Origin of the sequence: Exiguobacterium chiriqhucha RW-2, from assembly GCF_000416965.1 — a bacterium.
In the GTDB taxonomy this organism is placed as follows: domain Bacteria; phylum Bacillota; class Bacilli; order Exiguobacteriales; family Exiguobacteriaceae; genus Exiguobacterium; species Exiguobacterium chiriqhucha.
Genome location: NZ_ATCL01000020.1, coordinates 288,767 through 314,432, shown reverse-complemented (window position 1 = coordinate 314,432; position 25,666 = coordinate 288,767). Strand labels below are relative to the sequence as shown.

Here is a 25,666-nt window from a genome sequence, read left to right as displayed (position 1 = left end):
TGGGCAGAACACACCCAAATAAACGAGCCTTCACTTTGCCGACCTCACGGGATCGAATTAAAAGTTACTTGCTTGTCGTGTGTCTTCAGTTGTTTCGGCAGCAGGTTCTTCCACGCTTTCCGCTTTTGGCAAGAAGGCGTTCAAGAGAATCCCGACGACCGTTGCGAGCGCCATCCCTTGGACCGGGAAGCTGCCGAGTTGGACCATCGCCCCACCGAGTCCGATGACGAGGATGACCGAGGCGATGATGAGGTTGCGTTTCTCGGCGAGATCGACGTTGCTCTCGACCATCGTCCGGAGACCGTTCGAGGCGATGACCCCGAACAAGAGGATCGAGATGCCGCCTTTGACCGGGTTCGGAATCGTCGAGATGAACGCTTCGACGTGTCCGAGGAATCCGAAACTGATGGCCATGAGCGCCGCTCCGGCGATGACGTAGACGCTATACACTTTCGTGATAGCCATGACCCCGTTGTTCTCACCGTAAGTCGTACACGGTGGACCACCGAGTGCCGAGGCGACCGCTTTCCCGACCCCGTCGCCGAGGAGGGTCCGATGGAGACCTGGGTCTTTCATCGTCTCGCGGCCGATGATTTTCGACGTGACCATCTGGTCGCCGATATGTTCCGTCATCGTGACGAGTGCGACTGGGACGATGGCGAGGAGTGCCCCGACTTGCCACATCGGCATGTAGTCGACGAACACCATCGTGAAGTCAGGCAGTTGGAACAAGCTCGCTTGTCCGAGCGCCGAGTAGTCGATGATTCCGAACAGTGCGGCGATGAAGTAACCGCCGATGATTCCGAACAAGATCGGAACAGCGCCCCATACTCCTTTGAGCGTCGTCATGGCGAGAATCGTAACACCGAGCGTGAGCAACGCGACGGTGATGAACGTTCCGTTGTATGCCCCGTCCTTATTCATCGACATGTCGATGGCGACCGGTGCGAGCGATAAGCCGATGACCATGATGACCGGACCGACGACGACCGGCGGCAGCAAGCGTAGCAACCAGTTCACGCCTGTCTTATAGATGACGAGCGAGACGACGCCGTAGACGGAACCGGCGATGATGCCTCCGAACAAGGCGGCTTCGACACCCCATTGTTGACTGACGGCGATAATCGGCGCGATGTACGCGAAGCTCGATCCGAGATAAGTTGGGACTTTGAAACGTGTGATTGCTAGGAATGAGAGCGTGGCCACACCGGAAGCGACGAGGGCGACGGACGTGCTTAGGCCCGTCAAAATCGGGACTAAAATCGTCGCTCCGAACATGGCGAAGACGTGTTGCAGGCTGAAGAGCAGCCATTGCGGTAAGTGAGCGGGACGCTCGTGGATGTTGAGGATGGGTTTCATATGTGGTTCTCCTTCCTGGCCTCTCTGGACCACCTTAAAGGTTTTTTGATTATTGCTGTTTGATGAATACTTCGTCGGTCGCATCGACTTCACTGAGTCTGACGACGACTTGTTCCGACTTCGACGTCGGGACGTTCTTGCCGACAAAGTCGGGGCGAATCGGTAACTCGCGGTGTCCGCGGTCGATCAAGACCGCGAGCTGGATATAATCCGGCCGACCGTGGTCGACGAGTGCGTCCATGGCAGCCCGCACTGTCCGGCCTGTATAAAGGACGTCGTCAATCAAGACGACCGTCTTGCCGTTGATATCATGCGGTAACTCGGTCGCTTTCACTTCCGGGTCGAGTGATTTCTTTGATAAGTCATCCCGGTAGAGCGTGATGTCTAAGTTGCCGAGGGCAATCGGTTTGCCTTCGATTTCTTCGATTCGGCGGGCGAGCCGGTCGGCGAGCGTCTCGCCTCTGGTTTTAATCCCGACGAGTACGACGTTGTCCGTCCCTTTGTTTCGCTCGATAATCTCATGGGCGATTCGGGTAAGTGCGCGGCGGATGGCCGCTTCGTCTAAAATGGTGGAACGTTTCAACTAGTTCCCCCCTCTCACAAATTATATAAAAAAAGAAGACTTCCTCATCCGGCTGGAAAAGGAAGTCTTCATATGTGAGGGCAGACCTCTGCCTCAAATAATCGACGTGTCGTGGCCGCGGCCACAATCCTTTCACAGCCTCTCTGGACTGGGTTTAAAGGTGTTATGCTTCCTAGACTATAAATCGGAATCGGTTGAAAGTCAACGCGTTTTCTCGATTTTGTCTAATTTGGCAAGCTCCGCCTCGAAGTCGGCTGGGAGTTTCGCCTCGAATTCAAGCCATTCGTTCGTGCGCGGATGGAAGAAACCGAGCGTCGCCGCGTGGAGCGCCTGACCGTTCAATTGAATCGTACGGCGTGGACCGTATTTCGGGTCACCAGCAAGCGGATGGCCGATATAACGCATGTGAACGCGGATTTGGTGCGTCCGTCCCGTCTCCAATTTACACTCGACGAGCGTGAAATCTTTGTATCGCTCGAGCAGACGGAAGTGCGTGATCGCTTCTTTCGCGTTCTTGTCGGTCACCGTCATCCGTTGACGGTCGTTCGTGTCACGCCCGATTGGCGCTTCGATTGTCCCAAGTTCATGGGCGACTTCGCCGTGGACGAGGGCGATATATTCACGCTTGATTTTACGATCCTTCAACTGGCTCGCGAGCGATTCGTGGGCCACATCATTTTTCGCGACCATGAGAAGACCGGTCGTGTCTTTGTCGATGCGGTGGACGATGCCTGGACGTTTGACGCCATTGATGCCTGACAAATCGTCACAGTGGTAAAGGAGCGCGTTGACGAGCGTCCCTGACGTATGGCCGGCCGCCGGATGGACGACCATGCCGCGTGCCTTATTGACGACGATGACATCCTCGTCCTCATAGACGACGTCGAGCGGGATATCCTCAGGTAACACTTCGAGTTCGACGGCATCTGGGACCGTCACGACGATTTCGTCGCCTTCTTGCAATTTATAGTTCGGCTTGACGATCTGTCCATTGACGAGCAGGTCTCCCGCCTTGATCCAGTCTTGGATTTGCGAACGTGACCAATCACTTTGTTCGCTCATCCATTTATCGATACGAGCCTTTTCTTCGGCGACAAATGTGTAAGTTTCCATTACGATTGTCCCCTTTCTTTGTTTAATTTTTCTTCGAACAAGACGCCGATGATCATAAAGATGACCCCGAACGTGAGCGCCATATCGGCGACATTAAAAATGGGGAAGTTGTATCCGAACGGGTACGTGTCGACAAAGTCGACGACTTCTCCGCGGAAGAGACGGTCGATAAAGTTCCCGATGGCACCGGCGAGTAGTAACCCGACGCTATAACCGAGCAAATCGAACCCGTTCACTTCTTTATGCAAGAAGTAAATCAAACCGACGACGACGATGGCCGTGACGATAAAGAAGAACACCATCTGCCCTTCGAGCATGCCCCAAGCCGCACCTTTATTACGGTAAGACGTCAAATAAAGCAACCCAGGGATGAGTTCAATCGACTGTCCGATCGTCATCGTCTGGACGACGATCCATTTGGTCACTTGGTCGAGCAAAATGAGGAAAAGTGCTAATCCGTAGTAACGTTTCATCAGATTCTCCTTTCAAGTCATAAGAAACCGGAGTGGACGATCGCCACTCCGGTCCGGCTTATGCGATGACTTCTGTACAACGCGGGCAAAGCTCTGGGTGCTGTTCGTCTTGACCAAGTTCAGTCGAGTACGTCCAGCAGCGGGCACAAGCGGCACCATCAGCTTTCAAGACGCTGATTTCGGCTGTCGCATAATCGACATCAGCCGAGTCGACGTAATCAAGCTGTGACACTTGTAGCAATTGGCGCACGTTGTCGATCGTCTCGAGCAACTGTTTCGTCTCACCTTTCGGCGCGACGAGCAACTTCGCTTCGAGCGGTTTCCCGATCAATTTCTCACCACGGGCAATCTCGATTGCTTTCAAGACGTCGTCACGGAACGTGAGGAACTTCGACCATTTCGCAAGCAACGCCTTCTCGTCTTCCGACAATGCCGCTACTTCGTCAAGGTCCGTCAAGAAGACGCTATCTGCTTGTTTCGCCGGCACTTCTTGCCATACCTCATCCGCCGTGTGCGGAAGGATTGGGGCGAGCAATTTCGTGAGCGTGACGACCGTGTCATACATGACCGTTTGAACGGCACGACGACGCGCGTCATCTTCGCGCTCGATATACAAGATATCTTTCGTGAAGTCGAGATAGAATGACGACAACTCGTTGACACAGAAGTTATGGCTCAAGTGATAGACGGCCATGAAGTCGAACGTGTCGTATGCTTTGACGACTTTCGCTTGAAGCTGTTTGAGTTTTGTCGCCATGAAGCGGTCCGCTTCCGGCATGTCTTCGAACGCGACACGCATCGACGGGTCGAATCCGTTCAAGTTACCGAGCAAGAAGCGCAACGTGTTGCGGATTTTCCGGTATACTTCCGACACTTGTTTAAAGTTATCGTGTGACGCGCGGACATCTGACTGATAGTCGACCGACGACACCCAAAGACGGACGATTTCTGCTCCGTACTGTTTGACGAGGTCGTTCGGTGCAATCGTGTTACCGAGTGACTTCGACATCTTGCGTCCGTCTCCGTCGAGAACGAAACCGTGGCTGAGCACGTTGCGATACGGCGCTTTGCCAGTCGTCGCGACAGCCGTCGAGAGTGACGAGTTGAACCAGCCGCGGTATTGGTCCGATCCTTCAAGGTACAAGTCGGCCGGGCGGCGCAAGTTGTCGCGCTGTTCGAGTACGCCCGCATGTGATGAACCTGAGTCGAACCAAACGTCCATGATGTCGAGCTCTTTACGGAACTCGCCGTTCGGGCTGTTCGGGTGTGTGAAGCCTGCTGGCAACAAGTCTTTCGCTTCGCGCTCATACCAGACGTTCGATCCGTGTTCGTGGAACAAGTTGGCGATATGTTCGATCGTCTCGTTCGTGATGATCTCCGTTCCGTCTTCGGCATAGAAGATCGGGATTGGAACACCCCAGGCACGTTGACGGCTGATGACCCAGTCCCCACGGTCACGGACCATGTTGTAAAGACGTGTCATGCCCCATTCCGGCACCCAGTTCACTTCTTCGATTTCACGGAGCATATCGGCACGGAAGTCTTTGATTGAGGCGAACCATTGCGGTGTCGCGCGGAAGATGACCGGTTTCTTCGTACGCCAGTCGTGCGGGTACGAGTGTTTGATGAATTTCAAGTTGAGGAGATAGCCGTTCTCTTCGAGCTTCATCCCGATTTGTTTGTTCGCGTCTTCATAGAACAAGCCTTCGAAACCTGGCGCCTCATCCGTCATATAACCACGGTCGTCGACCGGGCACAAGACGTCGAGTCCGTACGCTTGTCCGACACGATAGTCGTCTTCCCCGTGCCCAGGTGCCGTATGGACGAGACCTGTCGCGTCAGCCGTGACGTGATCGCCGATCATGACGAGCGAGGTCCGGTCGTAGAGCGGGTGTTGCGCCGTCATGTACTCGAACTCACGTCCGTTCCAAGAACCGCTCACCGTGTAATCCGTCCACTTGAGTGCCGTCGTCACTTCTTCCACGAGCGATTCGGCGACGATATAGCCTTTTTCGTCATGCTCGATACGCGTGTACGTCAACTCGTCGCTGACCGCGATCCCGAGGTTGGCTGGAATTGTCCACGGTGTCGTCGTCCAGATGACGAAATGATCGGTCGTCTGAAGAACGTCTTTCCCGTCGACGACTTGGAAAGCCACGTAAATGGCCGGTGACTTCTTGTCATAGTATTCGATTTCTGCTTCAGCGAGCGCCGATTCAGAAGAAGGTGACCAATAGACCGGTTTCTTCCCTTTATAGATGTAGCCCTTTTCGGCCATCGTCCCGAAGAGACGGATTTGAGCCGCTTCGTATTCTGGGAGGAGCGTAATGTACGGGTTGTCAAAATCAGCGAGCAACCCGAGGCGTTTGAACTGTTCACGTTGCGAGTTCACTTGTTCCATCGCATACGCTGCACACTTCTCACGGAACTCGGCGACCGTCATTTCTTTGCGGTTGACACCCGCTTTTTGAAGCGCGTTCTCGATTGGGAGACCATGTGTGTCCCAGCCCGGAATCATCGGTGACTGGTAGCCGTTCAATGATTTGAAACGGACGATGATGTCTTTCAATACTTTGTTGAGCGCGTGGCCCATATGGATGTCACCATTCGCGTACGGAGGTCCGTCGTGAAGGATGTATTGCGGTTTCCCAGCGTTTTTCTCTTGGACGCGGTTGTATAGGTCCATCTGTTCCCAAGCCTCATGCATCGCTGGCTCACGTTTCGGCAGATTTCCGCGCATCGCGAATTCTGTGTCAGGCATCAATAGTGTGTCTTTGTAGTTCATTGAAACTCCTCCTGCATCTTTTTTTGACAACAAAAAAACCCGCCCCTAATAGGGACGAGTTGGTCGACTCGCGGTACCACCCTACTAATCTCAGGAAAAACCCCGAGACCGCTCTTGGTAACCGATAACGAGGTCAGGCGGTCGCGCTTACTAACTTCAGCCCGACACTCATAGGGGATACCGATAAAGTCTTTCTCTTAGGCTTGCACCTTCCCTAAGTCGCTTCGTAGGTATGACTTTATCGACGTGTCCTAATCGACGTATTGTGTATTATCCGTGATGTTTTGTTGGTATGACTTCGTCGTCATTATACGCAAGTTCGGTCGTATCGTCAAGAACCGTCTGGACCGGCGGCTCCCCGACAATCGTGTCCCATTCCGTGCTGTTCAAGAGCTCCATCTGAGCATCGACGAGGACGCGGAACCGGGTCCGGTACAATTCGACTTTCTTGAGCATTTGAATGACTTCACGTTCAGCGAGCTGCTCTTTGCGTGACGCTTCTTCCTCACGGGCGAGCGCCTCGCGTTCGGCTTGCTTCAAAATGAGACTCGCTTCCTTAGCCGCGTTCGTCTTCACTTCTTCAGCTGCTTCTTGGGCGACGATAATCGATTTGTTCAACGTGTCTTCCATCGAGGAGAAGTAGTCGATACGGGCTTGCATATCGTTGACGAGCTCTTCGTACCTTCTATTCTCACGAATCAATAGTTCAAATTCTTTAATGATTTGATCTAAAAATTCATTGACCTCATCGATATCGTACCCGCGAAAACGAGTCGAGAACTCTTTATTATGAATATCAATCGGTGTCAACGCCATTCGACTTTCCTCCTAAGTTCAACGTATGATGCCATACTGGATTTTTATTTTCTCACGCTTTGTCGAGCCGAGAATCGCCGTCAGTTTGACACGGCCATACCCTCGGATCGAGACCAAATCGTCTGGTTCAAGGATGAAGCTCGGATCATCAATCGGTTTATGATTCACTTTACAGTCTCCATGTTTGACGAGCGCCTGCGCTTTTTGCCGAGATAAACCGAGCACTTCGCTGACGACCGTGTCAAATCGGAGTGATGAGACGATACCGAACTCATCGCTCCATTTGACTTCAGGTACGACGAGCACAGCCTCGGGCGCCACTTCGGAGATGCGAATCCGGGCCTTGCCGACCCGATCGACGTTCATCTCGATGAAACCGGCCGCGTCACGCGTCGTGGCGAACTGGGCGATGCCATCATCGAGGACGACGTCGCCAAATTTCTGCCGCTTCAACCCGGCGTTCAAGAGCGTTCCCGTCACTTGACGGTGCGTCAATTCGACGAACTTGGTCGGATAGTCAATTTGACGAATCGCAATCTCGAAATCGTTCGGGTCGAGCTCGTAATAATCCGGAGCCAGGATGAGACGACGCCGTTCCGCGCCGACAAATCCGCCATCCTCGTAAATCGCGAGCTGCTTTCCGACGAGTTGCCGGACGATTTGTTGCTCGCGTGGATCTAAAAAGTCCGTCACTTTCAACATATAGTTGTCCTCGACTTGTTGAACCCAATCAAGCACTTGCTCGATAAATGCCCGTTCGTTCGGTCGATAATGATCGAAGACGCTCATTTAAATACCGAAAATCGCACGCACTCCAAATTGCGCCATCCGTAGCACAAATAAAGCGACGATTGGGGAGATGTCGAGCATCCCGCCGATTGGTGGGATGATGCGACGAAACGGATTCAAAAACGGTTCGCAAAGATACGACAAGATTTGACCAAACTTTGATTCACGCGCATTTGGGAACCACGATAATAAAATATAGGCAATCAAGACCCAACTATAATATCCAAGTAATGTAACGATCGTGTTGCCTAACGCAGGTATAGCATTTTCCATTCAGTTACCACCCTTTACTATTGAGTTCGTCCTCCGAAATCAAGTTCGAGATCGACCCCGTCAACTCGATGTTGTTCGGAGTACATAGAATCGTGTTATGTCCAATCGACGTCATCGTCCCTTCTAACGCATAGACGACACCTGACAAGAAGTTGACGACTTGACGAGACTGCTCTTTCGACATCCGTTGAAGGTTGACGATGACGGCCCGGTTTTCTTTCAACTGGTCGCTGATATCTTGGGCTTCGGCGAATACACGCGGCTCGGCCAAGACGACTTTTGAACGTTCTTTCTTCTTCGTGTTCAACGCGACGATATTGTTCGATGTTTTCGGACGGTCCTCAATTTTGACGATTGCCTCCGTCATCGGTTGTGTCTTCGTTTCGGCGACAGCATACTCGTCTCCTTCGAACTGGTTGTTCGGATCTTCCTCGAGTCCAAAGAAGTCCTTCATTTTGTTTTTGATTGACATAACGGATTCCTCCTTAAAATATATTATTGCACAAGTACGGTTCCAATACGAACAAACGATGCGCCTTCTTCAATCGCCAACGTGTAGTCATTCGACATACCCATTGACAGTTCGGTACACGGTGCATGCGGATAAGCATGACGCGCGACGTCATCGCGCAATTGTCTCAAGTTTCGGAACGTCTCCCGAATCACCGTCTCGTCCTCTGTGAACGGGGCCATCGTCATCAATCCGATGATCCGCACGTGAGGATACTGTTTACAGTTCTCGATGAACGGGATGACTTCCTCTTTTTCGAGACCATGTTTTGATGCTTCGCCCGATACGTTCACTTGCACGAAACAATCGATCACGCCTTGGGCGCGTTTATCGATCTCTTCGGCGAGCGAGAGACGGTCGAGCGAATGAATCGCTGCCACATGGTCGATAATTTGTCTCACTTTACGTGTCTGCAGGCTGCCGATGAAATGAAACTTGGCATCAGGCGGCAACTGCTCGACTTTTTCAAGCAATCCTTCAGGACGATTTTCGCCGAAGTCGCGGATGCCTTCTGCATAGAGGGCGTTCGCCACGTCGGGACCGACCGATTTCGTGACCGCGATGAGCGTCACCGCTTGATCGGTCCGATGCGCGTCAATCGTCTGTCTGACTTGATTCACATTGTTGGCTATACTCACGATTTCTTCTCCTTGACGAGGACGGCCGCAAAGCGACGCTTGGCGTCTCCGTTCCGATACGAGAAAAAGGTTTGATCAGAAACGGTCGACAAGTTCGATTGGGTGACCTCGATATTTCGTTCCACAGCGAGCGTCTCATTCACTCGTTGCAGGGATAGACGGGCGTGGCCTGCTCGTTCGTCCATGACCGATGACGTATATGCAGCCGGTGAGACCGCTTCGACCGCATCCAGGACGCGGCGGTCGACCTCATAATGCTCGGCTGTGATGGCTGGCCCGACGAACATGTCAATCGCTTCGGCCGGAACACCGAGCGTGGCGAACGCATCCGTCATCGCGGCGACAATGTTCCCGACCGTCCCTTTCCAACCGGCATGCGCCACACCGATGACGCCGTGGTCCTCGGCACAGAAGAACAGCGGGACGCAGTCGGCAAAGACGAGGGCGAGTGGCAACGCGTCGGCCGTCGTGATGAGACCGTCTGTCGCCGGAATCGTCTCGTCATAGCGATATGCGCCTCTGCCGCGGTCGGCGTCGCCGACGACTTCAACGTTCGTCTGATGAACTTGGTCAGCCCAGACCGAATCCGCGAGGGCGAGACCCGCCGCGTCAAAGAAGTACTCCCGATTGGCGACGACCTGTTCTGCGTCATCGCCAACGTGGAGTCCGACGTTGCCTTCATTATGTCCGTCCGTCCGGGTCGTCACATAAGCCTGATAGCGATACGTCTCGGTTTCCCATGTATGTAACAGTCGCATATGATTCTCCTTTTTTAGAAAAAGGGGATGCCGAGAACCGGCACCCCCTGTTGTTTAGTTACGGCGTTGTCTTACGAACGCTGGGATGTTGATCGTCTCGTCTGGGACGTCCCCACCATAGACCGGTCTATGGAAGTTCCCTTCATCTTGTGGCGCAGCTTCTTGCGCTTTCGGTTGAGCCTCACGGTTCACTTCAGCTTCCGGTTGTTTCTTCGGTTGCTGAAGGAACGGGTTCGTCCCTTGCGCTTCTTCTGCGAATTCAGTTGCAATCACGGTAACGATAATCTCGTCGTTCAAGTTTTCATTGATGACCGAACCGAAAATCAAGTTCACTTCTTCATCAGCGGCACTTTGAACGATTTGGGCAGCTTCCGTGACTTCGTACAAGCTGAGGCTAAGTCCGCCTGTGATGTTCATCAAGACACCTTTCGCGCCTTCGATTGAAGACTCGAGAAGTGGAGATGAGATGGCTTTCTTCGCTGCTTCAACGGCACGGTTCTCGCCAGTGGCGACACCGACACCCATGAGCGCCGAACCTTTTTCAGTCATGATTGTCTTGACGTCAGCGAAGTCAAGGTTGATGAGACCAGGAATGGCGATCAAGTCCGTGATTCCTTGGACACCTTGGCGAAGGACGTTATCCGCTTCGCGGAACGCTTCGATCATCGGCGTGTTGCGCTCGACGATTTCAAGCAACTTGTCGTTTGGAATGACGATGAGTGTATCGACTTTTTCTTTGAACGCTTGAATCCCGTGTTGGGCGTGTTGCATGCGTTTGCGTCCTTCGAACATGAACGGTTTCGTGACGACACCGACCGTAAGCGCTCCGATTTCTTTTGAAATCTCGGCGATGACAGGTGCTGCCCCCGTTCCAGTTCCTCCGCCCATACCTGCTGTGACGAAGACCATATCCGCGCCATCGAGCGCTTCAATCAACTGTTCGCGGCTCTCTTCTGCCGCTTTTTTACCGATATCCGGATTTGCGCCGGCACCGAGGCCACGCGTCAATTTCGCGCCGAGTTGAAGCTTCACGTCCGCTTTCGACATGTTGAGTGCTTGCGCGTCCGTGTTGACGGCGATGAACTCGACACCTTGTACTCCGTGCTCGATCATGCGGTTGACAGCGTTTGACCCGCCGCCCCCGACTCCAATTACTTTAATTTTTGCTACGGCGTCAATCGCCTCATCAAAGTACATCATTTCAGGTATCCCCCTACGTAATTTCCAATTGTTAACACAACGTCAAATTTACACGCCAAATAATTTTTCCATTAATCGACCGAAACCGTTTTTCGTCTCGCGGTCGTCCCGTACCACATCATCGTCGTGGTCTTGGACGTTCCCAGTTTGAGACGTGCCGTCTGGATTTGCGACGGCCACACGGTCATCCGGCTTTTCAAGTCGTGACTTCGAGACGTGGTGATCGCTCATAAGTACATACTTGAGGACGCCGACCGCGGTCGCGTATTTCGGATGTCTGACGCCAATCGACGATGGCTGATACAGTCTCGTCTTTTGACCCATGACACGAGTCGCTAGTTCTTGGATGCCAGGTAAAGCAGCGGCCCCACCACAGAGGAGATAACCTCCGCTGAGCGTTGGAACGCCTACCTTTTGCACTCTATTCAACACAAGCGTGAACATTTCCTCTATTCTTGCCTCTAAAACGTAACTAATTTCTGACTGCGGTTCGAACGTGACTTCCCCGTTGATGTTCGTGAACGAGAACCCTTCTGAGGCGTCCGCCATCTCTTCGAGGGCAAGTCCGTATTCTTCTTTCGCCACTTTGGCGTCTTGGTATTTACAATTGAGCTTGTACACCAAGTCGCGCGTCATATGATCGCCTCCGACCGGAAGGATATATGAGTAGACGAGGTCGCCTCGATAAAAGACCGAGACGGTCGTTTTTTCATGACCGATATCGACCAAGCCGATGCCTAAATCGATTTCATCGACCGAAGCCGCACTCATGCCGAGCGCCAAGTTGCCGAGGACGAAACCTTCTAGTTTCAATCCTGCCCGTTCGATGGAACGACGAATGCTATGTAAAATCGTCTTCGAACCGGTCACCATCTTACCGTGCATCTCTAAACGGTAACCGAGCATTCCGCGGGGATCGACGACACCTGTCTGTTGATCGACCGTGAAAGAAGAAGGAATCACATCGATGACGCTCATCTCATCCGGCAAGCGCATAACTTGTGCCGAATTGATGACTTCGATGACGTCTGTGTCCGTAATTTCTTGGTCTTCTCGTTTAACTGATGCAATTCCATGACATGGGGCGATTTGGATATGTTCCCCTTCGATGGCAACGTATACCGACCGAATTTGATCACCGAGCGCCGCTTCGGCATGTTCGACGGCTTGCTTGATGGCTTGAACCGTCTTATCGATGTCGACGACGGCGCCACGTTTTACTCCTGCAGACGGGGCACACCCCTCCGCCAAAATGTTAAGCGTTCCCCCGAGTAATTCACCCACGACGAGCTTAATTTCTGACGTTCCTATATCCAATGCGGCCACATAACCATTCGCTTCCAAAAGGGAAACACCTCCGCGCTTTAATTTCTGTGCTTGAATTCCGTTACATTGTTACAGATATCCAAAAATATTGTTAGGTCCGGCAAGATATCTCACGTCTAAGTTTACAACAAATAAGATAGTGAGAAAAGGTAGAATCCTACAAATTACGCGGTTTTGGGGTGTCAATTCGATTACAATCGATAAAAAAACAGCCCTTATGTGTCTAAGGGCTGTAAAAATTCAGATTATTCTTTCGGTTTTTCGTACGGGACGAAGTAATATCCGCCATCCATGACGACGGTTCCCCGCTGCCCTTTTGGAATGTTCTCATAGATTTCGCCGTACTTGGATACCGTTTGACTGAGCTTGAACGTCGGCGTTTGAATCGTGTTGCCGTCGTTCATATAAATCTCATATCGTGTCGGTTCGCCTTTCTGTTTCGAGAAGACAATCTCTGACATCCTGGCCCGCATCGCGTCGTCGACTTGCTCGAGTTCAGTCGCGATTTTCTCGAGTTCCGCCGCATCGGTGAATTCACGCAACAACGGACCGTCTTTTAGCTTCTCTGGATCCGTAATCGATCCAGTCGGGTGCAAAGAACCGTCAGCGAGGACGACGACTTCCTCGTCGTCCGTTCGTGAATAGGCGATCATTTTCTCTTCTTCGACGTCAATCGTCACGACGTTATACCAGGAGCGATCGACCGAGACGTCTTTCACGCCAGGCACTTTACGAAGTTCCCGTTCAATCCCGTTCGGCGACACTTGAACGATTTTCGTGGACGTGTCGATATCCGTTTCGGCGAGCACATACGCTTCTGTCAACCAGGACAGGCCGTTCACGTTCACCGCTTTCACGTCAGACACCGATGTCTGCATATATACGACGAGCGCAATCAACACCGCGAACAACAACAGGATCGTCGACAAACGTCGGTTCGCTTTCTTACGACGTTGATCTTTCATATACGGGATTCGGTCTTCCAAACTACGAACGGTATTCTGACGTGTCTCCATGGCTACTCTCCTTTCAAGCGCGGACTTCTTCGACGAGGTCGGCGAGCGACTCCGCGGCGTGCGGGAATCCTAACCGTTTCGAGGCTGCGGCCATCTCATCATGATGGGCCAATACGTGTCGGATCGAGCGAACGAGCGTCTCGCCCGACAAATCCCCTTCTTTAATCAGTTCGGCCGCGCCGCTTTCGACGAGCGCCGAGGCGTTTTTCGTCTGATGGTCGGCCGTCACGTACGGACTCGGAATCAAGATGCTCGGCAAACCGAGCGCCGTCAATTCCGAGATGGTCGAGGCACCGGCCCGCGACACGACGAGACTCGCACACGCGAGCAGTTCAGGCATGTCGTAAACGTATGGCAACACATGGACGTTATCAGCTTTTGGCGCCTTCGCCACGACGTTGTCATAATGGACGTTCCCGGTCACGTAGAGCACGTTCACCTGTTCGCTCGCAAGTTCCGGGATGGCCTCGATGACGGCCCGGTTGATGGCCTCGGCTCCACGGCTGCCGCCGTAAATCAAGACGATTGGACGTTCATCGATACCATATTCGGCCCGGACGGACGTTTCGTTCACCGTTGTCTTCAACACTTCGCTCCCGCGCGGGTTACCGATGACGCGGACGTTCGCATCAGGGAACTGTGATTCCGAACCGGCGAACGACAAGGCGACCCGGTCGGCTTTCTTCGACAAGAACTTGTTCGTCAAGCCTGGGATGCTGTTCTGTTCATGCAGAATCGTCGGGATGCCGAGTTGTTGTGCGGTGAAGACGACCGGACCTGAGACGAATCCGCCCGTGCCGATGACGACGTCCGGACGGAACGTCTTCATCTCTTTACGCAACGTCAGGACGGATTGGACAAACCAATAGGCCGTCTTGACGTTGTCTAGCGACAACGACCGTTTGAGCCCGGCGATTCGAATCGATTTGAACGGCACACCAGCGCGTGGGACGAGATCGGCCTCGAGACCGTTCTCAGTGCCGATGTAGAGCACCTCGAGGTTCGGATGGCGCTGTTTGAGCGTATCAAGGAGAGCGAGTGCCGGGTAGATATGGCCACCCGTTCCTCCACCAGAAATCATGATTTTCATCGATTGGCCTCCTCATATGCATGGACGAGGCGGACAAAATGTTCGCCGCGCTCTTCAAACGTCTTATATTGGTCCCAGCTCGCACAGGCCGGTGACAATAAAATCACGTCGTCTGGGGCTGACTGTTCAAATGCGAGCGGGACGGCTGCGTCGAGCGTATCGACCGCGAACGATGGAATCTGCTCGGCTTCACCGAGTGCTTGGAAACGCCCTGCCGTCTCACCGTACGAGACGATGGCTTTGACGCGTCCGAGCGCCGGAATGAGTGAATCCAATTCGGCTCCACGTTCAAGTCCCCCGCACACCCAAATGATTGGGGCATCGAATCCGCTCAATGCCGCTTCGGCCGCCACGTTGTTCGTCGCTTTCGAGTCGTTATAAACCCGGCGTCCGAGCACTTGGCCAAGACTTTCCGTTCGGTGGGCCACGCCACCGAACGTGCGCAACACACGATCGATATGTTCGGCCGGGATATCGAACGGTTCGACGAGCAACAAGGCTGCCAACACGTTCTCCACGTTATGGGCCCCGCCGAGGGCGAGATCCTCGACCCGGATGACCCGCTTGCCGTGCAACGTAATCCAGCCGTCGGTGACATGAGCATCCCCGCTGTCGTAACCGAACGTCGAAGCATCGAGATCGGCCGGGACGCGTTTCATCACTTCGGTGTCACTGCCCTTGACGACGACACGGTCTGATGCCGTCATGTTCCGGAACAAGTTCCCTTTGGCGTCGGCATACGATTCGAAGTCACCATGATAATCCAAATGCGCCGGTGACAAGTTCAACAGTGCCGCCGCTTGCGGATGGAACTGCTCAACGCCCATCAGTTGGAAGCTCGATAGTTCGATGACGATGATGTCGCCCTGCTTCGCTTTCGATGCGACTTCGATTGCCGGGAAACCGATATTCCCTGCCACATGGACAGGACGACTTCCCCCTTTGAGCAATTCATGAACGAGCGTGGTCGTCGTCGTTTTCCCGTTCGAGCCGGTGATGGCGACGAACGTGGCATCGGTCGCCAAGTAGGCGAGTTCCACTTCTGTATAAATCGGGATGTTCCGCTCAAGCGCTGCTTGAAGGAGCGGGATGTGATACGGGATTCCCGGGTTTTTGACAATCATGTCCGTCGTGTCGAGCAATTCGAGCGGATGGGCACCGAAAACGCCGTTGATGCCGAGCGCTTCAATTTTCATCCGTTCTTCCGTTGACGGTTCGCTCCCGGTATTGAGGGTCACGTCCGCGCCGACATTTCTTAAGTAAGCGGCTGCGGCGATGCCGCTCCGTGCCGCGCCGAGTACGAGGACTCGTTTATCGTTCCACTGTTGTTGCATGTCTTCCACCATCCATTACATGAGTAGTAACGACAAGACTGCCGTGATCAAACTAATTCCACCGAACGTCAAGACGATGCGCCATTCTGACCAACCGACCATTTCGAAATGGTGATGAATCGGGCTCATCTTAAAGATTCGTTTGCCCGTCGTCTTGAACGAGAGCACTTGCAAGATGACGCTAAGCGTCTCGATGACAAAGATGATTCCGACGAAGACGAGCAACAGCTCGAGCTTGAGCATGAGAGCGAGGCCGGCGACCGCACCACCGAGGGCGAGCGATCCCGTGTCACCCATAAAGATTTTCGCCGGGTATTTATTGAAGACGAGGAAGCCGAGCAAGGCGCCGACCGCACTGAAGGCGAACCAAGCGATGCCCGCTTCGTCTTGTCCGAGCGCATAGATGCCGAAGAAGGCGAACGTCGGGATGGCCGAGAACGAGACGAGACCGTCGAGGCCGTCTGTCAAGTTGACCGCGTTCGAGAAGCCGACGAGCCAGAAGATGACGATGGCGACGTAGAACCAGCCCGTATCAAACGCAATCGAAGTGAACGGGATTTGAATTGTCGTATCGAGTGCCCCACCGAGTGAGAGGAACCAAACGAACAAGACTGAGACGACGATTTGACCGATCAATTTCTGAAGCGACGTCAAACCGAGGTTGCGTTTATTGACGACTTTAATGTAGTCGTCGAGGAAGCCGATCACTCCGAAGGCGAGGGTCACGAACAAGAGCGTGCCAAACCCAGCGACGGCTTCACCGAAGACGACTGAGACAAGGAATCCGATGATGAGGGCGAGCAAGATGACGATTCCGCCCATCGTCGGCGTGCCTGATTTCTTTTGGTGCCAACCTGGACCTTCGTCACGGATTTCTTGGCCAAACTTTAAGTTACGAAGTGCCGGGATGGCCCGCGGCATGACGACCAATACGGTCAATAATGAACTGATTAAGACGATTAAACTGATTAACATGTTCGTACCTCACTACTCTGTTTATTGAACTAGACGCTCGAGCGCCAGTCCTCGCGATGCTTTTAACAATATCACAGTCTGGGGGCGTTGATAACTGCCGAGGAGGACTTTCGCTTCCTCGACCGTCGGCACCATTGTCACGTTCACACGCGGGTCGGTGATGCCTGCCGCAATCCATTTTGCTTTCTCTCCGATGAGCACGCAATCGGTGACCGGGGCCGTGATGGCGTGACCGACTTGTTCGTGCTGGGCGATCTCGTCCGTCCCGAGTTCATACATGTCCCCGAGGACGAGGACGCGGCGTGAGAACCCTTCTAGCGTTTTAATCGTCTCGACGGCGGCAACCATCGAGGTCGGGCTCGCGTTATAGGCGTCATTGACCAAGTGGGCATCGCCGAACATCCGTTTCTCCATCCGCATCGACGTCAGCTGGACGCGGTCGAGGCCGCGTTGAATCGTATCATGCCCCAATCCGAACTTGAGACCGCAGGCAATCGCATAGGCGGCGTTACGGATTTGATGGGCCCCAAGCACTTTCAACTCATACAGCTCATTATTGTAGCGGAAAATCGAGGCGTCAAACGTCGCCTCTACGACTTCGAGCTTTCCGTCCGCGGTCGAATCGTATCCGACGCGGTAACCGCCTGCCTCACGGAGGAGCGGCTCGTCGGCATCGACGATTAAGACGCCATCCGGTTTCAACCCGGCTTTAATCTCGAGCTTCGCCTTGGCAATCCCCTCGCGCCCCCCGACTTGTTCGCCATGTGACTCGCCGATATTCGTGACGAAAGCGATGTCCGGTTTAGCGAGCTTCGAAAGCAACTCGATTTGCCCGAACCCGTTCATACCCATCTCGAGGACAGCGACTTCGGTGTCGCGTGGCATCCGGAGCACGGTGAGCGGCAACCCGACGTCCGAGTTAAAGTTTCCGGCCGTCTTATGTGTCTTGAACGTCTCGCCGAGCACGACGGCAATCATGTCTTTCGTTGACGTCTTCCCGTTCGACCCGGTGATGGCGACGACTTTCGGATTGATTTCCGCCAAATAGCGGGCAGCCGCTTCTTGAAGTGCTGTTAACGGTGAAGCGACCGGGATGGCGATAATCCCTTCCGGCAACGGACGGTCTTGTTCCCAAAACGTCACGATCGCCCCTTGCTTGATGGCAGCCTCGATGTAATCATGGCCATCGACGCGCGCCCCGATAATCGGGACGAACAAGCCGTCGGCATTGTCGTCTCGCGAGTCGGTCGCGACGTGGCGGACCTCGCGCGAATCATTTATTTCCATCCCAAACCAAGATGCGAGTGTTTGAATCGTCAACTGTTCCATAACCATTTCCTCCTGTGACAAAGGAAAAGAGAGCCGAGGCCCTCTTCATCCCTTTGCGTTAGTTCGACGGTGACGCGAGCTTCACTTTCAGCGTCGCCCCCGTCTTGACGGGCTTGCCTTTCCCAATCGATTGGGACGTGACGAAGCCGGTGCCGTCTATTTCTAAATTCAATTGATAAAGCGTAGCTAACCGCTTCACGTCACGAAGTGACCAGCCCTTGAGCGTCGGCATCGCGAACGACTCCGCCGTCTTTAACAGCAACCGCTCACCGACGACGTACGGTTGGCCTTCGACCGGACTTTGCGCCGTGACCGTCTCACCGTTACCGAGTGCCACCGGTGTGAACGCGGCCGCTTTGGCTTCCTTCACAGCGTCGTCACGACCTTGGTCGACGAACGATGCCGTCGTTTTCGTCGAGGCGTCAATCGATTTCGCTTGCTTGTCTGGCTCGACGCTCCGATAGCGGAGCGCGACGTCCATCACATCTTTGAACAGCGGTGCCATGATGCGTGGTCCCGTCGTTGATGAGTCACCGTTCGGACGGTCGACGGCGATATACATGACGAGTTCCGGGTCGTCTTCCGGCGCCATGCCGACGAACGAATGGATGTATTGTCCACTCAAGTACTTCCCGTTCTCGGCGATTTGCGCCGTTCCGGTCTTACCGACGACGCGATAGTTGTCGAGGGCGTACAATTGCCCCGTCCCGACATCGCTGTTGACGACGCCATCGAGCGCTTCCCGCGTCTGTTTGGCCGCCTCGGCCGTGATCGGTTGTCCGACGATTTTTGGATTCGTCGTCCGAATCGTTTCACCGGTCTCACGGTTGACGACTTTCTTGATGACATGGGGTTGCTTCATCGTCCCATCGGTCGCGATGGCCGACGTCGCTTGTAATATCTGCATCGGCGTGACGGCCGTCGATTGGCCCCATGCCGTGATCAAGACGTTCAACGGGCTCTCGAAATCGAATTGGCTGTTGACCTCACCCGGTAAATCGACGCCCGTGCGTTGATCGAACTTGAAGGCGTTGAAATAGTCCTCGTAGCGGCTCAAGCCGAGACGCTCGTTCGCGAGAATCGAGAACGCGACGTTCGACGAGTGCCAGACGCCTTCTACCATAGGAATCGTACCCCATCCGGTAATGTTGTAATCATTGAATACGGTCTTGCCATACTTGTACGATCCCGATTTATACAGTTCATTCGGATTATAAACGCCTTCGTTGATGGCGGCGGCCAACGTGAAGATTTTCATCGTCGATCCCGGCTCGAAGCGGGATGACACCGAGAAGTTGCTATACGAGCTGATTTCGCGTGTGTTCGGGTCGAACGAAGGGCGGTCCGACAAGGCGATGATTTCGCCGGTCTTCGGGTCCATGATAATCGCCGTCGCATTCTTCGGCTTGTATTCTTGATACAGCTCTTCCATTTTCGTATCGAGCAGCTGTTGAATCCGGTGGTCGAGCGTGAGTTGCACGTCGGCCCCGTCTTCTGGGTCGATCTTCAATTGCTCGTCGCTCGAGACGATTTGGCGTCCAGCCAAGTCTTTCTCGAACCGATACAACCCGTACGACTCACTTAAGACGTCGTTGAGTGATTTTTCGATGCCGAGCTCACCGACGAGTTCGATCCGTCCGTTCTGGTCGATTTTCTGGGCGTAGCCGACGACGCTTGAAGCGAACACTTTGTTCGGATAGTAGCGCTTCGGTTCTTCCACGAACGTGACCCCTGGAATCTCGAACGCTTCAATCTCTTCTTTTTGATCGACCGTCAAATCGCGCCCTGGAACACCGAACTCGATTTGACCGCGATCTTTGTTCTGCTCGAGTCGCTTTAAAATGTCGGCTTCGGCCATCGGTATGACGGTCGCGAGCTGCTTCGCAGCCTCGGCGAACTCATCGGGCATGAGCGTCTTGTCCTCGACCCGCTCGCCGCCGAGTTTCAACACGGCCACGATTCGGTACGAAGGGATATTGATGGCGATCGGTTGTCCGAACCGGTCATAAATCTCGCCCCGCTCCGCTTTTAGCGTACTGACCGCTTTCCAACGCTCTTCCTCGGCGAACGCGAGCATGTTCTCTCCTTTGTACGTCTGGAAGACGGACAAATAGAAGAACCAACCGACAAAAAATAAAAAGAGTGGTGTGAAGCAAACAATCGCCACCCACGCCACTCTTTTTTTACTCTGTTGTAGAGAATTCATCAGTCAATCACCTTGACGTTGTTCTCATTGAATTGCATTCCGAGCTTTTCAGCAATCGCATAGATTCTCTCAGGTGAGCTTAGTTGGGCGATCTCATACTTCAATTCTTCATTCTCTTTGGCGATCGTGTTCGTCTCTTGTGTGATCAGAGCCGTATCGCGCATGATGTTGTACGCTTCATTATGTTTCGATACCGTGATGCCACCGAACAGGACAACTGAACCAATCATGGTCGGGTACAGGATGGATTCGAACAAAGTCAACGTACGTCGTTTTGGAGCTGGTATTGGTCGTTCTTGCGGAATCGGATTTCGATTCGGCGTAACTTGAGGCTGCAGAGCCTTGCGAGCAGCTTCTGGCATCAGGTATCCCTCCTACGTACAGTCTATTTTTGTTTTTCTGCGACCCGGAGTTTGGCAGAACGGGCCCGGCGGTTGCCTTCGAGCTCGTCGTCCCCGGCTGTGATCGGCTTGCGCGTGATCAATTTCAGTTCGGGTTCAAACTCTTTCGGGATGACCGGCAATCCGGGTGGTAACGGCGGATGCTGGCTTTTCTCTTTAAATACTTGCTTACAAATTCGATCTTCTAACGAGTGGAACGTGATGACGCAAATGCGTCCGTTGATGGCGAGCATGTCGATTGCGTCTTGGACGGCACGGTCGAACACGTTCAACTCATCGTTGACGGCGATGCGAATGGCTTGGAACGTCCGCTTCGCAGGATGACCGCCTTTTCGTCGGGCCGGCGCCGGAATCGCGTCTTTAATCAATTCGACGAGTTCGAACGTCGTCTCAATCGGTTTGACGGCACGGGCCTGCTCAATCTTGCGCGCAATCTGTTTGGAGAATTTTTCTTCCCCGTATGTAAAGAAGATGCGGGCAAGATCTCCGAACGGCCATTCGTTGACGACGTGATACGCGGACAGCTCGCGTGAACGGTCCATCCGCATATCGAGCGGTGCATCGTAATTGTAGCTAAAGCCACGTTCGGCCTCATCGAGCTGCGGCGACGACACGCCAAGGTCGAACAATACCCCATCGACCTGAGTGATTCCCCGCGCCAACAGTTCGTCTTTCAAATGGACGAAGTTGCTTTTAATGAACGTAACCCGGTCCTCATATGGAGCCAGCCGCTCACTCGCGTGCTTGAGCGCGACGTCGTCTTGGTCGAAGGCGTATAGATGGCCTGTCGTCAAACGCTTGACGATTTCTTCGCTGTGACCGGCTCCTCCTAACGTACAATCGACATAAATCCCGTCTGGCTTAATATTTAATCCCTCAATGGACTCCATTTTTAATACCGTTTCATGCTCAAACATACAAAAACCCTCTCAACCTACATTTTTCAACTATTTTATTACGTTTACTTTATCATAAAAATGTCAAGCGCCGCATAGCTTTTTAGTGAAAAGAGGAAACAAAAAGGTAACAAACAAAAAATGGTTCCCACAAATTTCTGGGAACCATCTCCATCGAACTCATTTCGGTTACAATTTGACCAAACATCGCTCGAAATCAGCTTGTTCATAATACCGTCGCAAGCGCTCGAATAAATCGAGACCGTGACGGTTCAACAACGGGACCATCGACCAAATCCGTTCTTGCGGGGCGTCCATCGGCAAGAGCCGTGTCGATAGATGAATCCGTCGACTATTCAAGCGGTATTGGTCGCGTTTCGCTTCGGCTCGCATCTCGTCGCCGAGACGTTCAAGCACGTGACGTGCCTTCGCATCAAACCGGTGCCCGTGCTTGCCTGCCTCGCGTCCGATCGCTTCCGTGAGCGTCCGATACGCGTACAGGTTTTGGTCGAACGCTTCGTCGTCGAACGTATGGTCCGGTAACGGGTCCGCCAAATAGTCGACGAGCGTCACGCCTTCTTGGGCGAGCTTCTTCTCATCGTTCGTCGAAACGAGCACGGCCCCGAGCCGCGGAAGCAAAAGTGGCATCTTCCAATCGAGGACGTGGAACAAGGGCCGAAGTTGAAGCCAATAGGCGATTTCACCGGGACCCGCAATATAGGCGAGTGTCGGGAACAAGTGGTCCTGCATGAGCGGGCGGGACACGACGTTATTCGAGAACCGCTCCGGGTGCGTTTCCACTTGTTGGATTAGCTCGGCCTCCGTGAAGCGGTGTCCCCGCTTCGTCGTAAAGAGCCCGTCCTGCTTCGTCAACAGTTCGCGTGTCCCATCGTGATAGAACAAATGGGCCGCTTCGCGATTCAACTCGACGGTCGGCATCCCATCCTCGAACGAATCGTGCAACGCCGCATGCAGGCGGTCGTGTTCCGTGATCAAGCGTTTGAACGCGTCGCGCTCGAGGGCCCGGACTTCCGGTTGGTGCGGGTCGAACAGGATGAAGTCTTTACCGACAAACCGTCGCATCATCTGACCGAAGAATTGGGCGAACGAGTGGCTCGCTTGAATCACATCGACGAGCTCATGATAGAGCGTCGTCGTGTAACGCGTCTCCGTCTCAGATAACAAGAGGCGTTGCAACATTTGCACGAGTTCGATTTTAAGGCGATCGAACTCCAATTCCCCGACCGACGCCTTTCCGGCGAGCGGGACGGTCGACAACGCTTCTTTGCGCAATTGACGCGACAGCGGCTGGCTCACGAAGACGTGGTTAATTTCTGCATAGTCGTGATCCTCCGTCGCCATCCAAAAAATCGGGAGGACCGGTTTATTCAATTTCGCTTCCGCCTGTTTGGCCTTCTTCAGCACGGTCAACAGTTTATACACCGCGAACAACGGACCGCCGAACACCCCGACTTGTTGCCCGGTCACCATCGTGAACGCCTCACCGGCGGCCAACGCTTCGAGTTTTGATTCGAGCTCGGGAGAAATCGGACCGTGGACTGTTTGTTGGTCTCGCAAAATGTCGACGAGCGCGGGCAAATGCGTGAAGGAACGGTTCATCAGTTCATCCGCCCTCACCTCGAGCTCATCCATCCCTGTATAGTCCAACCATTTCGAATAGCCCGTCTCCACTTGCATCATCGGAGACGACGGGGCGTACATGGCGTCTAGCGACTCTATCCTCACGTATAACGACTTCCTTTCAAACGATTAATACATCATCTCTCGTGCGATGCCGATCGTAAACAAGACGATGTGGGCCGGGACGAGCACTAAAAACAACAAACGCCACCCGTGCACGAACATCTTCGAATAGACGACATCCTCATGGCGAATCCGTTGCCAAATCGCGTTGGCCGGGAAGATGGCGGCACAGACCGCAAGCAACAGCCAGATCAAATCGATCCCGACAATCGCTTCGAGCAGAACCGCACATGCATAAAACCAAAGGATCACGCCGGCGTCACAGGCGAGTTTGAACGTATTAACCGATTTCGGCATAATTTTTCTAAGTATCATATACACCATAAACCAAATGACGAGTGGAAATGAAACGATATACACTAGCACGATACGCTCGCTCCTAAAATTAATTTTTGCATGACCGGAATGACGGTCAATGTGACGCCTCGTTCGTCGGCCCGTTTCAAGAGCGGCGTCAAGATGGCGTCGACCTCGGTCTGGCGCCCCGCCTCGATGTCACGTAGCATCGAAGAACGATTGTGTGCCGTCTTGTCGATAATCGTGTCGATATATGTATACGGGACGTGACGGTCGAACAACATCGTCAGTTCTTCGTAAATCGCCGTCGCGATATCGCGGCAAGGCGGTATGGCGACCGCGCCGTTCTCGACACGGCAGAGCGCCGTAATCGGATTGATGATTGCGTTGGCGAATAGTTTCTCGGTGACGACTTGTTCGATATCCGTCTCCCAGACGACAGTGAGCGGTGACGCGTTGAACGACATCTCTTCGAGCGAGCCGAGGCTGCCGATGCGGATGCGCCCGAGCCCGGTATGCTGAAGCCGATGGCCATCGCGGCTCACACCATGTTCGACCACACCGAGGTGGAATCCTTTCGTACGTGCATAGTCGAGATGCGCGATTCCGTTCGAACAGATGAATACGGGTACGTCGCCGGACAATCGTTCCGTCGCCACCTCGACCTGATGCGCTTTCGTCGTCACAAAGAACACGTCCTGCTCCGTCTCAATGATTTTCGTCACCGGACAGAGGCGAACCTGAACCGTTCCCTGCGTGACGCCGGTACGTTCGATCGTCACAGTCGATGCCTCGTCGACACGGCCATAGAGCGTCACCGTATAGTCCGGTTCGAACAGCGAAGCCATCAACATGCCGACGGCGCCGTTCCCGATAATCCCAATTCGTTTAATCGGCTTCATTGGCCATCCCTCCACGTCTAGTCTGCACTGAAAAGTTTACCACAATCTGTTTCCACGACCCAAAAATAAAAAAAGAAGCGGCCTCCGAGGAGACCGCTTCTTTTCGCATTATTTGCTTGTTACTTCTTTACCGTTGTAGTGTCCGCAAGATTTGCATACACGGTGAGAAAGCTTCATTTCGCCACAGTTCGGGCACTCGTTCATACCAGGTACGTTGAGTTTGAAGTGAGTACGACGAAGACGTTTGCGAGTTTTCGACGTTCTACGGAATGGTACTGCCATCGTTGTCCACCTCCTTGAAAAGTTAGCCGTTCTCGTCCTCTTTTTTAGAGAACAAGTCAGCGAGCCCCGCGAGGCGCGGGTCAATTTTTGGTTGGTCGTCCGGCTGCTCGTCAATGACGGACCAGCCTTCCCCTTCAACCTGAGTTTTGTCTGTTTCGTTCCCAAAGATTTGCATTGGGACGTCTAACATGATGAGCTCTTTTACGATCGGTCGCAGATCAATCGTATTTCCTTCTGGCAAATTGACATCATCGAATTGCTCCGTATAACGCCCATTCTCCAAAAAGAAAGGCTCGAGCGATTCAATATCGAATTCATAAATGACATCATCCAACGTACGCGCATCTGGCAACGTCAGGTCACCTTGAATCTTCAGATTGAATGTAACTTGATTAGATGTGAACGACGCATTCCCGTGCACATGCACCGGACGAATCGAACGGATATCCGGATGGAGCTGAGTAAGCTCTGGTAGTTCGACCATCTCATCGATGGTAAAACTGTCACCCTGGTTTCGTAGCTTAAGTAGCTGTGCAATAGACCACTTCAT

26 protein-coding genes are annotated in these 25,666 nt (G+C 53.4%); all 26 read right to left on the bottom strand.

Translation table 11 applies throughout. The features are described 5' to 3' along the window. Positions 1 to 57: 57 nt before the first annotated feature. Complete coding sequence (locus M467_RS25710) at positions 58 to 1,359, bottom strand: uracil-xanthine permease family protein (RefSeq protein ID WP_021067058.1); 1,302 nt, start codon at positions 1,357 to 1,359, stop codon at positions 58 to 60. 49 nt (positions 1,360 to 1,408) lie between these two features. Beyond that, on the bottom strand, positions 1,409 to 1,942 hold the full coding sequence (pyrR, locus tag M467_RS25705; RefSeq protein WP_021067057.1) for a bifunctional pyr operon transcriptional regulator/uracil phosphoribosyltransferase PyrR: 534 nt from the start codon (positions 1,940 to 1,942) through the stop codon (positions 1,409 to 1,411). A gap of 201 nt (positions 1,943 to 2,143) precedes the next feature. Next, on the bottom strand, positions 2,144 to 3,055 hold the full coding sequence (locus M467_RS25700) for an RluA family pseudouridine synthase (protein ID WP_021067056.1): 912 nt from the start codon (positions 3,053 to 3,055) through the stop codon (positions 2,144 to 2,146). Next, entirely contained in the window at positions 3,055 to 3,528 is a 474-nt protein-coding gene (lspA, locus tag M467_RS25695; RefSeq protein ID WP_021067055.1) for a signal peptidase II, read from the bottom strand. The genes M467_RS25700 and lspA overlap by 1 nt, the downstream gene beginning before the upstream one ends. Positions 3,529 to 3,586: 58 nt before the next feature. Continuing rightward, complete coding sequence (gene ileS / locus M467_RS25690) at positions 3,587 to 6,313, bottom strand: isoleucine--tRNA ligase (RefSeq protein ID WP_021067054.1); 2,727 nt, start codon at positions 6,311 to 6,313, stop codon at positions 3,587 to 3,589. A gap of 270 nt (positions 6,314 to 6,583) precedes the next feature. Then, the gene (locus tag M467_RS25685; protein ID WP_021067053.1) at positions 6,584 to 7,129 is read right to left on the bottom strand and encodes a DivIVA domain-containing protein; all 546 of its coding nucleotides are present in this window, start codon (positions 7,127 to 7,129) and stop codon (positions 6,584 to 6,586) included. Positions 7,130 to 7,147: 18 nt separating this feature from the next. Then, the gene (locus tag M467_RS25680) at positions 7,148 to 7,918 is read right to left on the bottom strand and encodes a YlmH family RNA-binding protein (protein ID WP_021067052.1); all 771 of its coding nucleotides are present in this window, start codon (positions 7,916 to 7,918) and stop codon (positions 7,148 to 7,150) included. Then, a complete protein-coding gene (locus M467_RS25675; RefSeq protein WP_021067051.1) occupies positions 7,919 to 8,191 on the bottom strand; it encodes a YggT family protein in 273 nt (90 codons plus the stop codon). It abuts the gene before it with no gap. A 4-nt stretch (positions 8,192 to 8,195) separates the two neighbouring features. Beyond that, complete coding sequence (locus tag M467_RS25670) at positions 8,196 to 8,663, bottom strand: cell division protein SepF (protein WP_021067050.1); 468 nt, start codon at positions 8,661 to 8,663, stop codon at positions 8,196 to 8,198. A 23-nt stretch (positions 8,664 to 8,686) separates the two neighbouring features. Continuing rightward, positions 8,687 to 9,340: a YggS family pyridoxal phosphate-dependent enzyme gene (locus M467_RS25665; protein ID WP_021067049.1), complete on the bottom strand. Its 654-nt coding sequence runs from the start codon at positions 9,338 to 9,340 to the stop codon at positions 8,687 to 8,689. Next, positions 9,337 to 10,098, bottom strand: coding sequence for a peptidoglycan editing factor PgeF (gene pgeF, locus M467_RS25660; RefSeq protein ID WP_021067048.1), 762 nt, complete (start codon positions 10,096 to 10,098; stop codon positions 9,337 to 9,339). The genes M467_RS25665 and pgeF overlap by 4 nt, the downstream gene beginning before the upstream one ends. 54 nt (positions 10,099 to 10,152) lie before the next feature. Beyond that, complete coding sequence (ftsZ, locus tag M467_RS25655; protein WP_021067047.1) at positions 10,153 to 11,298, bottom strand: cell division protein FtsZ; 1,146 nt, start codon at positions 11,296 to 11,298, stop codon at positions 10,153 to 10,155. Positions 11,299 to 11,346: 48 nt separating this feature from the next. Then, a complete protein-coding gene (gene ftsA / locus M467_RS25650) occupies positions 11,347 to 12,642 on the bottom strand; it encodes a cell division protein FtsA (protein ID WP_021067046.1) in 1,296 nt (431 codons plus the stop codon). 227 nt (positions 12,643 to 12,869) lie between these two features. Beyond that, entirely contained in the window at positions 12,870 to 13,640 is a 771-nt protein-coding gene (locus tag M467_RS25645; RefSeq protein WP_021067045.1) for a cell division protein FtsQ/DivIB, read from the bottom strand. A 13-nt stretch (positions 13,641 to 13,653) separates the two neighbouring features. Next, positions 13,654 to 14,730 (bottom strand): undecaprenyldiphospho-muramoylpentapeptide beta-N-acetylglucosaminyltransferase, encoded by a 1,077-nt coding sequence (gene murG / locus M467_RS25640; protein WP_021067044.1) that lies wholly within the window; start codon positions 14,728 to 14,730, stop codon positions 13,654 to 13,656. Next, positions 14,727 to 16,064, bottom strand: a complete 1,338-nt coding sequence (murD, locus tag M467_RS25635) for a UDP-N-acetylmuramoyl-L-alanine--D-glutamate ligase (RefSeq protein ID WP_021067043.1) — start codon at positions 16,062 to 16,064, stop codon at positions 14,727 to 14,729. Before murD ends, murG begins: the two co-directional genes overlap by 4 nt. A gap of 15 nt (positions 16,065 to 16,079) precedes the next feature. After that, complete coding sequence (gene mraY / locus M467_RS25630) at positions 16,080 to 17,039, bottom strand: phospho-N-acetylmuramoyl-pentapeptide-transferase (RefSeq protein WP_021067042.1); 960 nt, start codon at positions 17,037 to 17,039, stop codon at positions 16,080 to 16,082. Between the two features lie 21 nt (positions 17,040 to 17,060). Then, positions 17,061 to 18,368, bottom strand: a complete 1,308-nt coding sequence (locus M467_RS25625; RefSeq protein ID WP_021067041.1) for a UDP-N-acetylmuramoyl-tripeptide--D-alanyl-D-alanine ligase — start codon at positions 18,366 to 18,368, stop codon at positions 17,061 to 17,063. 58 nt (positions 18,369 to 18,426) lie between these two features. Further along, entirely contained in the window at positions 18,427 to 20,535 is a 2,109-nt protein-coding gene (locus tag M467_RS25620) for a penicillin-binding protein (protein WP_021067040.1), read from the bottom strand. 38 nt (positions 20,536 to 20,573) lie between these two features. After that, positions 20,574 to 20,936, bottom strand: coding sequence for a cell division protein FtsL (ftsL, locus tag M467_RS25615; RefSeq protein ID WP_021067039.1), 363 nt, complete (start codon positions 20,934 to 20,936; stop codon positions 20,574 to 20,576). A 23-nt stretch (positions 20,937 to 20,959) separates the two neighbouring features. After that, positions 20,960 to 21,892 carry a 16S rRNA (cytosine(1402)-N(4))-methyltransferase RsmH gene (gene rsmH / locus M467_RS25610; protein ID WP_021067038.1) on the bottom strand — a complete coding sequence of 311 codons (933 nt, stop codon included), beginning with the start codon at positions 21,890 to 21,892 and terminating at the stop codon, positions 20,960 to 20,962. A gap of 168 nt (positions 21,893 to 22,060) precedes the next feature. Beyond that, the gene (gene bshC / locus M467_RS25605; RefSeq protein ID WP_031200163.1) at positions 22,061 to 23,617 is read right to left on the bottom strand and encodes a bacillithiol biosynthesis cysteine-adding enzyme BshC; all 1,557 of its coding nucleotides are present in this window, start codon (positions 23,615 to 23,617) and stop codon (positions 22,061 to 22,063) included. Positions 23,618 to 23,641: 24 nt separating this feature from the next. Next, the gene (locus M467_RS25600) at positions 23,642 to 23,995 is read right to left on the bottom strand and encodes a DUF3397 domain-containing protein (RefSeq protein ID WP_255569715.1); all 354 of its coding nucleotides are present in this window, start codon (positions 23,993 to 23,995) and stop codon (positions 23,642 to 23,644) included. Continuing rightward, on the bottom strand, positions 23,995 to 24,834 hold the full coding sequence (locus M467_RS25595; protein WP_021067035.1) for a ketopantoate reductase C-terminal domain-containing protein: 840 nt from the start codon (positions 24,832 to 24,834) through the stop codon (positions 23,995 to 23,997). Before M467_RS25595 ends, M467_RS25600 begins: the two co-directional genes overlap by 1 nt. A 108-nt stretch (positions 24,835 to 24,942) precedes the next feature. Then, complete coding sequence (gene rpmF, locus M467_RS31635) at positions 24,943 to 25,116, bottom strand: 50S ribosomal protein L32 (protein WP_015881300.1); 174 nt, start codon at positions 25,114 to 25,116, stop codon at positions 24,943 to 24,945. 22 nt (positions 25,117 to 25,138) lie between these two features. Then, complete coding sequence (locus tag M467_RS25590; protein WP_029595742.1) at positions 25,139 to 25,666, bottom strand: YceD family protein; 528 nt, start codon at positions 25,664 to 25,666, stop codon at positions 25,139 to 25,141.

Excerpts from the sequence above, each read along its gene's own strand:
- M467_RS25710 (WP_021067058.1), bottom strand. The coding sequence starts at position 1,359 with ATGAAACCCATCCTCAACATCCACGAGCGTCCCGCTCACTTACCGCAA.
- M467_RS25700 (WP_021067056.1), bottom strand. The coding sequence starts at position 3,055 with ATGGAAACTTACACATTTGTCGCCGAAGAAAAGGCTCGTATCGATAAA.
- lspA (WP_021067055.1), bottom strand. The coding sequence starts at position 3,528 with ATGAAACGTTACTACGGATTAGCACTTTTCCTCATTTTGCTCGACCAA.
- ileS (WP_021067054.1), bottom strand. The coding sequence starts at position 6,313 with ATGAACTACAAAGACACACTATTGATGCCTGACACAGAATTCGCGATG.
- M467_RS25685 (WP_021067053.1), bottom strand. The coding sequence starts at position 7,129 with ATGGCGTTGACACCGATTGATATTCATAATAAAGAGTTCTCGACTCGT.
- M467_RS25680 (WP_021067052.1), bottom strand. The coding sequence starts at position 7,918 with ATGAGCGTCTTCGATCATTATCGACCGAACGAACGGGCATTTATCGAG.
- M467_RS25675 (WP_021067051.1), bottom strand. The coding sequence starts at position 8,191 with ATGGAAAATGCTATACCTGCGTTAGGCAACACGATCGTTACATTACTT.
- M467_RS25670 (WP_021067050.1), bottom strand. The coding sequence starts at position 8,663 with ATGTCAATCAAAAACAAAATGAAGGACTTCTTTGGACTCGAGGAAGAT.
- pgeF (WP_021067048.1), bottom strand. The coding sequence starts at position 10,098 with ATGCGACTGTTACATACATGGGAAACCGAGACGTATCGCTATCAGGCT.
- ftsZ (WP_021067047.1), bottom strand. The coding sequence starts at position 11,298 with ATGATGTACTTTGATGAGGCGATTGACGCCGTAGCAAAAATTAAAGTA.
- M467_RS25645 (WP_021067045.1), bottom strand. The coding sequence starts at position 13,640 with ATGGAGACACGTCAGAATACCGTTCGTAGTTTGGAAGACCGAATCCCG.
- murG (WP_021067044.1), bottom strand. The coding sequence starts at position 14,730 with ATGAAAATCATGATTTCTGGTGGAGGAACGGGTGGCCATATCTACCCG.
- murD (WP_021067043.1), bottom strand. The coding sequence starts at position 16,064 with ATGCAACAACAGTGGAACGATAAACGAGTCCTCGTACTCGGCGCGGCA.
- mraY (WP_021067042.1), bottom strand. The coding sequence starts at position 17,039 with ATGTTAATCAGTTTAATCGTCTTAATCAGTTCATTATTGACCGTATTG.
- M467_RS25625 (WP_021067041.1), bottom strand. The coding sequence starts at position 18,368 with ATGGAACAGTTGACGATTCAAACACTCGCATCTTGGTTTGGGATGGAA.
- ftsL (WP_021067039.1), bottom strand. The coding sequence starts at position 20,936 with ATGCCAGAAGCTGCTCGCAAGGCTCTGCAGCCTCAAGTTACGCCGAAT.
- rsmH (WP_021067038.1), bottom strand. The coding sequence starts at position 21,892 with ATGTTTGAGCATGAAACGGTATTAAAAATGGAGTCCATTGAGGGATTA.
- M467_RS25595 (WP_021067035.1), bottom strand. The coding sequence starts at position 24,834 with ATGAAGCCGATTAAACGAATTGGGATTATCGGGAACGGCGCCGTCGGC.
- rpmF (WP_015881300.1), bottom strand. The coding sequence starts at position 25,116 with ATGGCAGTACCATTCCGTAGAACGTCGAAAACTCGCAAACGTCTTCGT.
- M467_RS25590 (WP_029595742.1), bottom strand. The coding sequence starts at position 25,666 with ATGAAGTGGTCTATTGCACAGCTACTTAAGCTACGAAACCAGGGTGAC.